Annotated in this window: 13 protein-coding genes; 8 read left to right on the top strand and 5 right to left on the bottom strand. The window is 33.6% G+C overall.

The window, feature by feature from the left end:
• Nucleotides 1–41 precede the first annotated feature (41 nt).
• The 6 genes from ACKTTV_RS04365 to ACKTTV_RS04340 all read left to right on the top strand — a co-directional run bounded on the left by ACKTTV_RS04365 (nt 42) and on the right by ACKTTV_RS04340 (nt 5876).
• Entirely contained in the window at nt 42–944 is a 903-nt protein-coding gene (locus tag ACKTTV_RS04365) for a RimK family alpha-L-glutamate ligase (protein ID WP_408029592.1), read from the top strand.
• A complete protein-coding gene (locus ACKTTV_RS04360; RefSeq protein ID WP_408029591.1) occupies nt 911–1876 on the top strand; it encodes a succinylglutamate desuccinylase/aspartoacylase family protein in 966 nt (321 codons plus the stop codon). Before ACKTTV_RS04365 ends, ACKTTV_RS04360 begins: the two co-directional genes overlap by 34 nt.
• Nucleotides 1877–1951: 75 nt before the next feature.
• Nucleotides 1952–2203: a hypothetical protein gene (locus tag ACKTTV_RS04355; protein ID WP_093670597.1), complete on the top strand. Its 252-nt coding sequence runs from the start codon at nt 1952–1954 to the stop codon at nt 2201–2203.
• 176 nt (nt 2204–2379) lie between these two features.
• Nucleotides 2380–2961: a Crp/Fnr family transcriptional regulator gene (locus ACKTTV_RS04350; RefSeq protein ID WP_408029590.1), complete on the top strand. Its 582-nt coding sequence runs from the start codon at nt 2380–2382 to the stop codon at nt 2959–2961.
• A gap of 80 nt (nt 2962–3041) precedes the next feature.
• Nucleotides 3042–4331 carry an aminopeptidase P family protein gene (locus ACKTTV_RS04345; RefSeq protein ID WP_408029589.1) on the top strand — a complete coding sequence of 430 codons (1290 nt, stop codon included), beginning with the start codon at nt 3042–3044 and terminating at the stop codon, nt 4329–4331.
• Nucleotides 4332–4505: 174 nt separating this feature from the next.
• The gene (locus ACKTTV_RS04340) at nt 4506–5876 is read left to right on the top strand and encodes an alanine/glycine:cation symporter family protein (protein ID WP_408029588.1); all 1371 of its coding nucleotides are present in this window, start codon (nt 4506–4508) and stop codon (nt 5874–5876) included.
• A 14-nt stretch (nt 5877–5890) separates the two neighbouring features.
• Here the strand turns inward: ACKTTV_RS04340 and ACKTTV_RS04335 are convergent, their stop codons facing one another.
• Together ACKTTV_RS04335 and ACKTTV_RS04330 are read right to left on the bottom strand one after the other, a co-directional pair.
• Nucleotides 5891–6238, bottom strand: coding sequence for a HopJ type III effector protein (locus ACKTTV_RS04335; protein ID WP_408029587.1), 348 nt, complete (start codon nt 6236–6238; stop codon nt 5891–5893).
• Nucleotides 6239–6410: 172 nt separating this feature from the next.
• Entirely contained in the window at nt 6411–7124 is a 714-nt protein-coding gene (locus ACKTTV_RS04330) for a M50 family metallopeptidase (RefSeq protein ID WP_408029586.1), read from the bottom strand.
• A 159-nt stretch (nt 7125–7283) separates the two neighbouring features.
• On the opposite strand from ACKTTV_RS04330, the gene aspS reads away from it, so the two are divergent.
• Both aspS and ACKTTV_RS04320 read left to right on the top strand, forming a co-directional pair.
• Nucleotides 7284–9038: an aspartate--tRNA ligase gene (aspS, locus tag ACKTTV_RS04325; RefSeq protein ID WP_408029585.1), complete on the top strand. Its 1755-nt coding sequence runs from the start codon at nt 7284–7286 to the stop codon at nt 9036–9038.
• A gap of 172 nt (nt 9039–9210) precedes the next feature.
• Complete coding sequence (locus ACKTTV_RS04320) at nt 9211–9654, top strand: hypothetical protein (RefSeq protein ID WP_408029584.1); 444 nt, start codon at nt 9211–9213, stop codon at nt 9652–9654.
• Between the two features lie 77 nt (nt 9655–9731).
• Here ACKTTV_RS04320 and ACKTTV_RS04315 read toward each other — a convergent pair whose 3' ends face one another.
• The 3 genes from ACKTTV_RS04315 to ACKTTV_RS04305 form a co-directional block, all read right to left on the bottom strand.
• Complete coding sequence (locus ACKTTV_RS04315) at nt 9732–12548, bottom strand: TonB-dependent receptor domain-containing protein (RefSeq protein ID WP_408029583.1); 2817 nt, start codon at nt 12546–12548, stop codon at nt 9732–9734.
• 35 nt (nt 12549–12583) lie between these two features.
• On the bottom strand, nt 12584–13372 hold the full coding sequence (locus ACKTTV_RS04310) for an energy transducer TonB (RefSeq protein ID WP_408029582.1): 789 nt from the start codon (nt 13370–13372) through the stop codon (nt 12584–12586).
• Nucleotides 13373–13747: 375 nt separating this feature from the next.
• A complete protein-coding gene (locus tag ACKTTV_RS04305) occupies nt 13748–14464 on the bottom strand; it encodes an energy transducer TonB (RefSeq protein ID WP_408029581.1) in 717 nt (238 codons plus the stop codon).
• Between the last annotated feature and the right edge of the window lie 52 nt (nt 14465–14516).

The raw sequence follows: 14516 nt of genomic DNA, 5'->3' as shown, positions 1-14516 counted from the left end.
AATCATAATCGTAGTTGTACATATATAATAATATCTTGCTTATGAACATTTTTATCTTTTCGGTTAGTGATCAGGTTTATTCTACTAAACGCCTTTATGATGAAGCCATTAATCGCGGACATGATGTAAGCATAATCAATCATGCCAAATGTTCTGTTAAATTGAGTCAAGGAAAAAGACAGGTTATTTTTGAAGGGGATGATATTATAGGTGAACCAGATGTTATTATTCCACGGATTGGAGCTTCAATTACGGGTCATGGAGCAGCTATTGTTAAAGAGTTCGAGATGAATGGTGTTTTTAGTACTGCGAGATCGTTAGGGATTTTAAGAGCTCAAAACAAATTGAGAACCTTACAAATTATGAATAGGAAGCATATTCCAATTCCTGATACTGTTTTTTCCGTTAATACTGATAATATTAAAGAGCAAATTGATCTTTTAGGTGGAGCTCCTGTGATTATTAAACTACAAGAAGGAACTCATGGGATGGGAGTGATTTTAGCTGAAACCGAAAAGTCAGCTAAGTCAATTATTGATACCTTACATACTATGAATACAAGCTTTTTATTACAGGAATTTATTAAAGAAAGTAACAGTGAAGATATAAGAGCTTTGGTTGTAGGAGACAAGGTAATAGCTTCAATGAAGAGAAAAGGTTTGGAAGATGATTTCAGATCCAATATTCACCGTGGTGGTGTTGGTTCAGTAGTAAGTTTATCTTCAAAAGAAGAAGAAATGGCTATTAGAGCAGCTCACTATTTAGGACTCCCAGTAGCAGGGGTTGACTTGATACGTTCAAAGAGAGGCGCTTTGTTAATTGAGGTAAACTCAACACCAGGTTTGCAAGGAATAGAAGCTTATACAAAAGTTAATGTGGCAGAAGGAATTATAAAATATATCGAGAAAAAATGTTTGACAAAGGGTTCAAGAACGAAGAGGTAGTTATACGACATGAAAGAATTGGATTGGGAGAGTCTAAACTGATCAAAATACCTGTTGATAGATTAGCAACTGGAACTTTAATCGAAATTCCTGTTTATGTTTTTAATGGTGATGAATTAGGGCCTACGGTTTTACTTCAAGGTGGGTTACATGGTGATGAAACCAACAGTATTGAACTGGTAAGACGAATGCTTATTGATAAACGATATAAAATTCATAAGGGGTGTGTAATTGTCCTTCCTTTGCTAAACGTCTTTGGCTTTCTTGATTTAACAAGAAATATGCATGGAAAAGATGTTAACCGAAGCTTTCCAGGATCGAAGTCTGGTTCCTTAGCAAGTAGAATCGCTCACTATTTAATGAAAGAGTTAATTAAAAATGTTGATTTCGCTATTGATTATCATACTGGAGGGGCACAAAGAAACAATTTTCCTCAAATAAGGTATACACCACAAGACCAACGAGGCTTTGAATTGGCTAAAATTTTCAACGCGCCTTTAATGTTTGGTTCTAAACTAATTCCTAAGTCTTTTCGAAATGAATGTTATAAAAATAATATCCCAGTAATTGTTTATGAAGGAGGAGAGTCTTTGAGATTAGATGAGCATTCAATTCAAGAAGGAATAAAAGGAACATTAAGAGTATTAAGACATTTTGAAATGATAGCTCATGTTCCAGAAATAGAATCTCAACACGAAAGTATTCATTTAAACAAAAGGAAATGGGTAAGAGCTAAAGTCGCTGGGTTATTTTCGGCGAAAGTGGCGAATGGTAGCCCTATCAAAAAAGGTGAAATTTTAGGGAGTATTATGGATACTTATGGTGAGACAAATTATAAAGTAAAATCTCCAATTAATGGCTATGTAATTGCAAAAAATAACTTTCCAATCATTAACATGGGAGACGCTTTGTTTCATGTTGGAGAACTGTAATGTGTTGATTTTATTTGTTTTATTGTTTTATTTTTAGTTAATTTAGGTAGTGATAACTACCAAAAAAATCAAAACATGGAATTAATAATTAGTTTATTAACAGGTGCCCTAGGTGGTAACCTGGCTGGCGCTTTGCTTAAAAAATTCTCTATGGGAACACTGTGGAATTCTGTTGTAGGAATTCTTGGAGGTGGTCTTGGAGGTCAATTACTTGGAATGTTAGGTATTGATCTCGGAGGAATCTTAGGAAGTATTGCAGGTGGTGGAGTAGGAGGTGGAGTTTTAATGGTCATTATTGGACTTATTAAAAACGCCATGAGTAAATAGGATCTGTTATTACTGTGGTTAGTCCAATGTAAATCAGAATCCTTTTTTAAAATATTTCGACTAAAGTTGAAAGAATTTGACTCACTTAGTGAGTGAAATAGAATGAAGGGTAGAAAGATGTTAGTAATAGCATCTTTCTTTTTTTATACATTTAAAGTCAAAAGTAATACACAGTAATGAAGGATAAAGCAAATTTTCAAAGCTACCTTTTTGAAGTAATCAATGATAATACTTTGAGTGTTCGTATTGATGAAATTTCGAAAGCATTCGACTCTTACACACTTCCAAAAAACAAAATGTTTGTAGAGGCAGATGAGGTTTGTAAGTATTTCTGTTTTGTAGAAAGTGGTATTTTACAACATTCAATTACCGTGAATGATGAAGATAAAACAACCTATTTAGCACTAAAGAATAGTTGTACCACCTCTTTAAAGAGTTTTTTGAAACAGATTCCTTCATCAAAAAATATAAAGGCTTTGAGTGAATGCCAGCTCAAAATTATAGAAATAAGTAAATTTAATGAGCTCATGAAAAGTAATCTCGCCTTCAAGCAATTCTATTATAACCTTATAGAAAATCAAATTTTTTTAATTGACGATTATCGTCTTGATTTACTGACACTTCAGCCTGAAGATAGATATAGAAAATTATTAATTAATGAACCCAATCTCTTAAATGAAGTACCACTTCATTACTTGGCTTCTTTTCTTGGAATTTCAAAGAGACATATGAGTAGAATAAGAAAGAATGTAAAATAGTGCCATTTGGCTGCAAATTCTCGTTATGATTTTAGTTAATTTTGAAGCAAGATATTACTAAAACATTAAAAAATACAGAGATGAAATACGAACCTATTAATAGTAACCTATTTATAAAAAATCGTAAAAACTTTATGGCTCAAATGTCAGATAACAGTTTAGCGGTTTTCAATTCAAACGATATTTATCCAGTTAGTGCAGATACTACTTTACCTTTTGAACAACATAGAGATATTTTTTATTTAAGTGGAGTAGATCAAGAAGAGAGTATTTTAGTACTATTTCCTGATTGTCCAAAACCACAATACAGAGAAATCTTATTTTTAAGAGAAACGAATGAACATATCGCTGTTTGGGAAGGTGAAAAATTAACAAAAGAAAGAGCTTTTGAGGTTAGTGGAGTAAAAACTGTTTTTTGGCTACAAGACCTAGAGAAAGTATTGTTTGAGTTGATGAGTTATGCCAATACGATATATATTAATACCAATGAGCACTATAGAGCAAACGTTGAAACTGAAACTAGAGAGGATCGTTTTACAAAATGGTTACGAAACAAATATCCTGCACATTCAGTAGCTAAGAGTAATCCTATTTTACAGAGATTACGTTCAGTAAAAGATACTATTGAACTTGATTTAATGCAAAAAGCATGTGATATTACTGAAAAGGGATTCAGACGCGTACTGGATTTTGTTCAGCCAGGTGTTTGGGAATATGAAATCGAAGCAGAATACATCCACGAGTTTTTGAGAAATAGGTCAAAGAAGTTTGCTTATACTCCAATAATTGCTTCAGGAAATAATGCGAATGTATTGCACTATATTGAAAATAATCAGCAGTGTAATGCAGGAGATTTAATCTTGATGGACGTTGGTGCAGAGTACGCAAATTATTCGGCAGACATGACAAGAACGATTCCTGTTTCTGGAAAGTTTACAGATAGACAAAAAGCTGTATATAATGCTGTAAACAAAGTGAAGAATGAAGCTACTAAAATGTTAGTGCCAGGAACTATTTGGGCAGATTATCATGTTGAGGTGGGTAAAATCATGACTTCAGAATTATTAGGTTTAGGATTGTTGGACAAAGCAGATGTTCAAAATGAGGATCCTAATTGGCCAGCGTATAAAAAATATTTTATGCATGGAACTTCACATCATATTGGACTTGATACGCACGATTATGGTTTATTACACGAGCCTATGCAAGCAAATATGGTATTTACAGTTGAGCCAGGAATTTATTTGCCAGATGAAGGGTTTGGTATCCGTTTAGAAGATGATGTTGTTGTTCAAGAAAATGGAGATCCATTTAACTTAATGAGAAACATTCCAATTGATGCTGACGAAATCGAAGATTTGATGAATTAATTTTTCAAATTAAAGGATCAATGAATTATCATAAAAAAGAATGGCGATTTCGTCATTCTTTTTCTTTTTAGAGTTGAATTCTTTGGGAATCTATAAACATCCAATACAGCATTTGAACTACATCATAAGACTAGTTTCTCAGGATTCCTTAATTTCGCACAAAATTAAAGCAGTATGTACTTATCATTACAAAGCGTTGTTTCTGAATTTTCTCAATGGGTATGGGGAATTCCATTATTAATTCTTCTAATTGGAGGAGGGCTATTCCTTTTTATATACTCAGGTCTGGTTCCTTTCAGATATATGAGACATGCCGTTGGAGTTTTAACAGGTAAGTACGATAAACACGATTCTCCAGGTGATTTATCGCATTATGAGGCTTTATCTTCTGCTATTGCTGCTACCGTAGGAATGGGAAATATCAGTGGAGTAGCTATTGCGATTGCTACTGGAGGTCCTGGTGCTATTTTTTGGATGTGGGTGAGTGCTTTTGTAGGGATGGCTACTAAATTTTTTACTTGTAGTTTATCCGTGATGTATAGAGGTAAAGATGCAGAAGGTAATACTAAAGGAGGTCCGATGTATGTAATTACTGAAGGTTTAGGAAAGCAATGGAAACCATTGGCTGTGTTTTTTGCTTTTGCAGGATTATTTGGAACCTTACCTGCCTTTCAAGCGAATCAATTAACTCAAACGTTGGTAGATGTTTTCGAAGTAAGAGAAGCAAACATTGATACTGCAAAATTACTATTAGGAATTAGTATTGCCATTATCACAGCAATGGTAATTTTTGGAGGAATAAAAAGAATTGGAAAAGTCGCAGGGAAGTTGGTACCTATTATGGTAGTTGTTTATTTGATTACCGTTTTAACAATTTTAATATTAAAAATTGGAGAAGTTCCATCAATTTTCTCTTTAATTTTTACGGATGCATTTTCTGGTCAAGCAGTTGTAGGAGGAGCTTTGGGAACATTAATTATAACGGGTGTTAGAAGAGCCGCCTTTTCAAATGAAGCTGGTTTAGGAACCGCTCCAATGATGCATGGAACTGCCAAAACCAATGAACCTATCCGAGAAGGTTTGGTAGCAATGTTAGGTCCTGCTATTGATACGTTGTTGGTATGTACCTTAACTGCATTGGCTATTTTAGCTTCAGGAATCTGGCAAGGGTTTAAAGGAAATGGTATCTCACTAACTTTAGTGGCTTTTGATAGTGTGTTGCCTGCCAATTTAGGAAGTATTATCATCACAATTTGCGTGTTGATTTTTGCCTTTTCTACTTTATTTACCTATTCATTTTATGGGTATAGCTGTTTAAGTTACTTATTCGGAATTAAAGTTGGGAAGTATTATAACTACATCTACATTGTCACTATCGTAATTGCTTCGATTATTAAATTGGAGTTTGTGATTAATGTAATTGATAGTGCGTATGCATTAATGGCGATACCAACTGTACTTTCGACGTTAATTTTGGCACCAAAAGTTAAAAAAGCCGCTAAAGATTATTTTACTAGACTCAAAGAAGGAGCGTTTAACAATTAACGGCTTATTTATGGTTATTTCTTTGGAGTAAGTGCAGTACCTTCAAAGTTTAGTCCGTCGAATCCAAATTTGATAAAGTTTCGGATATTCTGATGGTCGGTTCCTTCAGGATTTTCTAAAACATCTTTGAAATAGAATTGTCCGAAAGATGCTAATGCCTCTTCTTGAGTAAATTTTTGATCTAATGCGAATGCAAATACTTTGCAAGATCCATTGTTCTCGTTCGCATTGTTGCTCGTTTCTCCGTTTTTGAAAGCTGTAGGAGTAAAGTCATAACTAGCATCAATCGTTGCTATTGTTTCTGAAAACTCAATCTGTTCAGGATTGCTATTTAATTTGGCTTTAAAATCTTCTAATGTCATTGTGTTTATTTTGAATAGCAAATAAACGAGGAAGGATCTGTCATAACCAATTATTTTGAATTTTTAACAGACTTGTTTTTTTCGTTAAGAACCTCGCTTTTCAAAGCAAGGTTAGCGAAAAATCAGAGAAGGAGACTAATCCATTTCAATATGGGGTGATCATAAGAATATCTTAATAGTTACTCTTTTTATTTTCAAAATAGGAAACAATGGCTTTAATAATTATATAAAGATTGATAGCACTTATGATTATTCCCCAAAACCAATAGGTTCCAAAGGTATTTTGAGCAATGGTTTCAGTATCGGAGTAATTAATCTTTCCAAAACGCTCAAATTGCTTTGTAAAAAGATAGCCTAATTCATAATAGCTACTTAGGACTGCTTGAAGTCCTAAAAATAAGAGAGTCGATTTTTGAAGACTCGCATTTTTCATTTTAAAAATAATAACAAGTCCTAAAGCAAAGGCTGATAGGATCAGGATACCCCAAAAAGATCGAATCCATAGAATCAATGAGAGGATAATTACAAAAAGTAAACTTCCAAGTGCATAGGTGGTAGTTTTAGGTTTTTTGGCAGCAACAATACATATTGCCCCAGCAATGGTTGATCCTATGAGTCCTCCAGCAGCGGTAAGTGCTCTTGCTATGTTGTAAGGTAAATAGGAATTAGATACACTTGAATAAGCAACACCGCCTCCATTTTCATAAATTTCTAAATGCATGAATTTACCACCTAAAAGCAAAGCGGTAACACCATGTCCCATTTCGTGAAACCAAGTTCCTAACAATCTAAAAGGGTATTGAATAAAAGTTAAACCAGGTAACTGTAAAAGCAGAAATATGAATAGGGTGAGTAGTAGTGGTATGTAATGTTGTTTTTCTTTCATAGTAAATATTTAATTTCTTTTAAGAAGCAATGATTGCCTCTGTAAAACTGATTTTTCAGTTAATAATACAAAGATTACTGAATTTAAAAAACGAACTTACTCTAATTTTTTTGCATACTGACATTTATGGTTAAATTTGCGCAGCTAAAAATTCAAGAAATGTACAGAACGCATACTTGTGGTGAGTTAAGAGCATCGCATATAAATACCGAAGTTACCCTAGCAGGATGGGTACAAAAGTCACGTGATAAAGGATTTATGATTTGGGTGGATTTACGTGATCGCTATGGAATTACTCAGTTAATTTTTGATGAAGAGCGTACTCCAAAAGAGTTAATGGATAAAGCAAAAACTTTGGGACGTGAATTCGTAGTTCAGGTAAAAGGTTCTGTGATTGAAAGAGCTTCGAAAAACGAAAACATTCCTACAGGTGATGTTGAGGTGTTGGTGTCGGAGTTAACCGTGTTAAATGACGCTAAACTTCCTCCGTTCACTATTGAAGATGAAACGGATGGTGGAGAAGATTTACGCATGAAGTATCGTTACTTAGATATTCGTCGTAATCCAGTAAAAGAAAGCTTAGTTTTCCGTCATAAAGTATCAATGGAAGTTCGCAAGTATCTTTCAGATAAAGGATTTATTGACGTGGAAACTCCATATTTAATCAAATCTACTCCGGAGGGTGCGAGAGACTTCTTAGTTCCTTCAAGAATGAATGCTGGTCAGTTTTATGCATTACCACAATCTCCTCAAACTTTTAAGCAATTGCTTATGGTAGGAGGAATGGATAAGTATTTCCAGATTGTAAAGTGTTTTAGAGATGAAGATTTACGTGCTGATCGTCAACCTGAGTTTACACAAATAGACTGTGAAATGGCGTTTGTTGAGCAAGAAGATATCCTAGAGATTTTTGAAGGAATGACACGTCACTTATTGAAAGAGATTAATGATGTTGAGGTTGCTAAGTTCCCAAGAATAACTTTCGACGAGGCTATGCGTAAGTACGGAAATGACAAGCCAGATATTCGTTTTGGGATGGAGTTTGGTGAGTTAAATGAAGTAGCACAACACAAAGAATTCAAAGTTTTTAATGATGCTGAATTGGTTGTAGGTATTGCTGTGCCAGGAGGTGCTTCTTATACTCGTAAAGAAATTGATAAACTTATCGATTGGGTAAAGCGTCCGCAAGTTGGTGCTTTAGGAATGGTATATGTGAAGTGTAATGAAGATGGAAGCTTTAAGTCGTCAGTAGATAAATTCTATGATCAGGATGATTTAGCAAATTGGGCGAAGGCAACAGGTGCGAAGGCAGGAGATTTAATTTGTGTGCTTTCAGGAAATACTTCGAAAGTAAGAGCACAATTAAGTGCTTTACGCATGGAAATGGCTGAACGTTTAGGTTTAAGAAAAGCAGATGAGTTTGCACCGTTATGGGTAATTGATTTCCCATTATTAGAGCTTGATGAAGAAACAGGTCATTATCACGCAATGCACCATCCATTTACTTCGCCAAAACCAGGACAATTAGAATTATTAGATACCGATCCAGGAGCTGTAAAAGCAAATGCATATGATTTGGTATTGAATGGAAACGAAATCGGTGGTGGATCTATCAGAATTCATGATAAGGAAACACAGGCAATAATGTTCAAACACTTAGGGTTTACCCCAGAAGAAGCTAAAGCGCAGTTTGGGTTCTTAATGGATGCCTTTGAATACGGAGCTCCACCTCATGGAGGATTGGCTTTTGGACTTGATCGTTTGGTAGCTATTTTAGGAGGTCAAGAAACGATTAGAGATTTTATTGCTTTCCCAAAGAATAATTCAGGAAGAGATGTAATGATCGATGCTCCTGCAACTATCGATAACGAGCAACTTGAGGAGTTAAGTATAAAGCTTGACGTTAAAGAATAGTATAAAATTACTTCATTTAAAAAGCCTCCTAATGTTTTATTAGGAGGCTTTTTTTATGGTTTTATATCAATTAATAGATAGATGGTAACAGATAATAAGTATTTGAGATTTCTGAAAATATTTTAAAGAACTTTATGGTAAGAAATAAACTATAATTAAAAATTACCCTCAAATGAAAACGAGAAAATTATCATCTAACTTAACAATTCCAGGAGTTTTTTTAAGTGCAATTGTAATCTTAGCTATTATGCCAGTGGCTTATGATAGAGTGATAAAAAATGGATCTACTGGGCTAATGTTATTTACGGGAATCTTCCTCTTAGGAATGATTGCTTTACAAATTTATCTTTTTCGATTTGTTTGCACAGCAAAAGTAGAGAATGGTGTTTTAATAATGAAGAAGTTGTTTCGTCCGGCTAAAGAATATTCTTTCGATAAAATAGGGGAGCCGAAGTCAATAAGAATAAAGAATACTGTTTATACCTCAGTTAAAATGGAAAACGAAGATGCTACTCATGAAAAATTTCTAATCGTTAATTCCAAATCAATTTTATCAACGAATAAAACTGATGCTAAAAATGTTTTAATAGAGCTTAAGAACAGTATAATTGGTTAGTTATACATTGTATTATGTAAAAAGCCGTAAACATCAGTTTACGGCTTTTTTTATATATGAATAAGTCTTTTGTATTCTTAGTTATTAATAGTCCAAGATATATAGTATAATTGCCCTATTTGACCTGTTCCTGGAGCTACGAAGTATTCTTTTCCGAATAAGTTAGTACCACCAATCTTTAATTTCGATTTAAACGATGGAATACGGTAGTTTACTTGAGCATCAATTACAGTTCTAGCATCAACAGTTCCTCTTACAAATGGAGAAACCCATCTGAATTCGTCTTGCCATCTTGCACTTACATTGAATCCGAAATTCTTAAATAAATTTTCGTTTCCAAATTGAGCTTTAACTGTATGCTTTGGTGTGTTGAAATTAGGCTCGAAAGAACCATAATCTTCATCATCAAAGGTAAAGTCCATGTAGTTATAGTTTAAACCAAAATCATAGTTTTTGAATAACTTAGTATGAAGCCCTACTCCGATACCATAAGAATGTACAATTGAATTAGCATTAGTGGTTAAGAAAAACTCTTGTACAAAACCTTGAGAGAATGAGTAGTTTGCATTCGGACTTAAAACTACAACATTATTTACTACAAGTGCCCCTTGACTTTGAGCTTGAGCGGCATCAGCGTCGCTTAATGCTTGATTTCCGTTTGGATAAATTTCTCCAAGCATAGGAACAACAACATCTTGTGCAAAAACAAAATCAGTATGTCTACTTACAAATCCATTGATATCTAAATCAAGGTTATTGTTGTTGTTTAAACGAATTAAACCGCGGTAACCAGCCTCAATGGTTTGAACAACTTCTGGTTGAATTTCTTTATAATCAGACTTCACGTTTGATTGACCGAAATTTGCATCATATACAGATCTGGTTAATAATGAATTATTGATAATATCATCACCAGAAACTTCAAAACCATTTCCATAATCATAAAAAATTCGTCTTAAGTTGTCTTTAGTTGAACCAACATTTGTTTTAGTTCCAGTATTTATAAGTAAATACTGTTCTTGAATTGTAGGGTTTCTGAAACCTGTTTGATATGATGCTCTTAAAATATGTGTTTTACTTTCTCCTAATGCGTAGTTTACGGCAAAACGAGGAGAGAAGTTTCCATCAAAATTCTGAGACTTGTCATAACGAACAGACCCTGTTAATTTTAAACGATCATCTAAGAATTTCTTTTGAATTTGAGAATAAATACCATACTCTTCAACTCTAATTGGCTCGTTTGCATCATTGAAAATAGTTCCTTGAGAATCTGGAGAATATTTACGGTATGATCCACCTATTTGTACATCTGCCCAATCATTTAATAGGCTCTTGAAGTTATAGTTACCATCAGCATGAGTATAAGCACTTCTGTCATAAATAGCACTACCACCTTCAGTAATTAGAGTGGTTTTAATTGTATTTAAGGTAGTGTTAAACGCTTCTGTTCCTGGTTGGAGTCTGTTTCTATCGGCATAAGCTCTTGCTTCCTGAATACTTAAACCTTGACCATAACGAGTAGTGAAAAAGTCCTCAACCCAAGTTCTGAATGGACTATACGCTTCGTTTAACATAACTCCAGAACGAGTTAAATCATAGCTATTTCCAGCATCGTTTCTAGTATAATAACCTCTAACGTAGAAGTTTTTTCCTTTAACTTCTAATTTAGACTGACCGATGTAATAGTTACGTTGTAAATATCTACTAGTTCCTTGGAATGTGTTATCACCCATAGCTAATCTAGAAGTGAATTGAACTTCTAATCTGTCATCTTTAAACGGTCTGTAGTGTAAAGATCCCGAAAATTTTAAGTTATTTGATCTATAAGTGTCAATAAGTTCTCTTTCAGTATATCCAGTTCTTCTTAATAATGTTCCTACAGGAATTTGATGTGTTGGAGGTAAAGACTGATTGTTTAAAGATAAATCATAGAACAATTCATCACCATAAGTATTTACTCCATCGTAGTTTACAGTTGATTCAATATTTCCTTCAATTAACTCATTTGTGTCAACTTCTCTATTGCGAAAATCAGTAGCATGCCATTCTTCTGCATCGAAGTAAGAAACATTTACTTTAGCAGCAAAAGCATCACTAAAACGATACGCCATTCTTAAAGAAAGATCGTAAAAGGCATTTAAACCTCCAGCTTCTTGTTGAGTAGCACCAGCTTTAAAAATTGTGCTAATTCCTGTAAAGTCGAATGGGTTTTTAGTGTTTAGAATCATAATACCGTTGTAGGCATTTGCTCCATATAAGGCAGAAGATGCACCAGGTAATATTTCTACACTTTGAATATCTAAATCAGATACTCCTGATAAGTTCCCTGCACTAAAGTTTAAGGCTGGTGCTGCGGTATCCATTCCATCAACTAACTGAACGAAACGAGAATTGCTAAAATCAGCAAAACCACGAGTGTTAATTGACTTAAAGCCATAACTAGTTTCATTCGAGTTAATACCTTTTAAATTGGTTAATCCGTCATAAAATGAGTTAGAAGTGTTTCTTCTAATTTCACTTAACCCTAAACGTTCAACAGTTACTGGCGATTCAATGATTCGTTCAGGAACACGCGAAGCAGAAATTACAACTTGGTCTAAAAGAAAGTTTTCTTTAAGAATAACGTTGATTTCTTGGTCAGGTGAAGTTATTTCAACTACCTCTGTTCTATATCCAAATGCAGATACCGTTATTGTTGAAGGAAGATTACTTACAAGGTTAATTGTAAATTCTCCAGAGGTGTCTGAGAGAGTGAAATTGCTGCCTTCAGTTATTTTAGCACCATAGAAAGGCTCTAAATACTCGTCATAAACAGTTCCACTTATTTTTACTTGGGCAATAGAAGTAATTGCCAGCAAAGTAAAAACAATTAGTGTTAATTGTTTTTTTACCATTTTCTGGGGTTTTTAATATATGTGTAATTATTGATTTATTCTTCTAGTGAGAAGTTAATAGGGAAACCATATTTAACAGATACAGACCTGCCGTTTTTCTTCGCAGGAGCAAAACGAGGTAATTTTGTAACTACTCTCTTAGCTTCCTCATTAAGAAGATCTCCTCCTTTAGGACCTAAGGTTTTAATGTTTTTTACATAACCGTTTTTGTCAATAATAAAACGAACCCAAACTTCTCCTTCAATTTGGCTGCGTACAGCCTCACTTGGATAACGGAAATGCTTTTGAATGTGTTTTATCATCTCTAAATTGAAGCAGTCTAAACGCTCGTCTTCACTTGAACCATTACAAGCATCAAAAGAAGGTAATTCTTCAACAGTACTAAAACGTTCTGCTTTTTTAATTTCTTCTCTGGATAATTTTTCAGTTAATGATTCTAGGTTGTTCTTTAAGTTTTTAGACTTGGATTCACCTGAACTTATAGCAGTGGTTTCTTCGTTTGCTAATGACGAAGTTGCTATTTGGTTGTTTTCTATTCCCTGACCAGTATTTAAGCTAGAAACTCCAGCAGTATTTATGCTACCGAGGCCTGAGGATTTTTGTTTTTTTATAATTTCTCTTTTCTTAAGAAAGCGCTTACTTGCTGATACCTTTACGGTAATTTGTCTTGATCTTTTATTCTTCGGGTTTTTCGAAGGTTTAATAGAACATTTAGTAATGCTGTTTAAGTCAGCAGCATCTTCATTTGGGGTCTCACAAACTTCCTGTGCGGAAGCATTAAATGATAGTATTAATAATACTAACAATACAATTATTCTTTTCATATATAAGGGGTTAAGAAAAATTATTATTCAACTGTATTATAGTAGGTTAGTAGTTTTTCTCGGCGCAAAAGTATAAAAAAAAATAGAATAAAAATTGGACTTATATTTTTTTATTCTAGCATAGGATGTTTTTGGGGAAAATTTAAGTGAAAAATCCTCAAAAATTAAGAAAAGAATACGCTGTTAACCACTGATAAATAGTAGGATTGAGCGAAATTGGGAATCTTTTATGGATTTGAAAAAAAAACTTGTATTTTTTTTGTGTTTTTTGCAATACAAGTAAAATAAATGACTTTTTTCTGTCATATTTTTGATATAGATAATGACAAAAACGTCAAGTAGAGATGACTTTTTCTTCTTTATTAAATGTTAATTTTATTCCAGTACGTTATCTAAATTAAAACTTATTGGAAAAGTATAGCTTACGTTTACATTTTGATCATTCTGTTTTCCAGGTATAAATTGAGGAAGAATAGAGATAACTCTTATAGCTTCTTCTTTCAACATTTCACTGTTCTCAGGACCTGTTGCAATAATGTTTTTTACTTGACCTGATTTAGTAATAATAAAACTTACCCAAACATCACCTTGAATTTTCTTTTTAAGTGCTTTTTCTGGGTAGACAATATTATCTATTAAATGCTTTTGCATTTTATAATTAAAACATTCCGATACATCTATATCTTCAGAACAATTTGTGAACTGAGGGATGTACTCAACATCGTTAAACGATACCTGTTCATTAACTAATTTTTCTTCTAAGGCTGTATTGATTGCCGTAATGTTTTCTTTTATGTGATCCAGTTTTAGTTGCTGAATACTGTCATTTATTTTAGTTTGTTTAACAACATTGTTGCTAAAAAGTTGTTTGGTTTCATTAGAACGTCTTTTTTGGCGACTTCTAGAAGAAACAACGGTAACTTTAGATTTTGTGTTAGATCCATTATCATTTAACTTGCCAGTAACTGAACACTTGGCAATGCTAGAGATATCATTTTCGTTTTCAATGGTTTCTTTGGTTTCGCAAACTTCTTGAGAAACTGCGACTTGAACCATTAGTACAAATTGCAAGAATATAGCTAACTTTCTCATGATGCTTATCGTTTGCTTCCTAAGTAATAGAGCTGTAAAGTCATTAGAGTAA

This window comes from Tenacibaculum xiamenense, from assembly GCF_964513065.1.
Lineage (GTDB): Bacteria > Bacteroidota > Bacteroidia > Flavobacteriales > Flavobacteriaceae > Polaribacter > Polaribacter xiamenense.
Note: the sequence above shows the minus strand (reverse complement) of the source record. Positions and strands in the feature narration are given on the sequence as shown.